Origin of the sequence: Mycobacterium intermedium (assembly GCF_002086275.1) — a bacterium.
GTDB lineage: Bacteria > Actinomycetota > Actinomycetes > Mycobacteriales > Mycobacteriaceae > Mycobacterium > Mycobacterium intermedium.
In genome coordinates this window covers 1-314 of record NZ_MVHT01000345.1, presented here as the reverse complement: position 1 = coordinate 314, position 314 = coordinate 1, and the positions used below count along the sequence as shown (strand labels likewise).

At 68.8% G+C, this 314-nt stretch carries 1 protein-coding gene; it reads right to left on the bottom strand.

What is annotated here, in order from left to right; translation table 11 throughout:
• A partial coding sequence (locus BST27_RS30960) for a hypothetical protein (RefSeq protein ID WP_139805537.1) occupies positions 1-314 on the bottom strand: 314 nt, incomplete at both ends.

Sequence of the window (314 nt, the reverse complement as noted above, 5' to 3'; positions counted from 1 at the left end):
GCCTCATCCAGCTCCCGATACGACAACGACGATCCCTCGAAAGTCAGCGCCACCGCATCCGGCGTGCGGGCCACCTGCGCGGCGAACAACACCGGCACCGACCCCGTGGTATCGGCCGGGCGGGCCAGCACCGACCGTCGACCCAACTCGGCCAACCGAGCATGCTCGGCTGGGTCCAGCACATCGATCGCCGACAACCGCTGCCCTGGGTTGGCGACCATCGCCGCCAACACCCGTTCCCAGCGTTGCAGCAGCGCCTCGATGCTGGCCGCATCGAACACATCGGTGCGGAACTCCACCGTGCCGGCGATCCC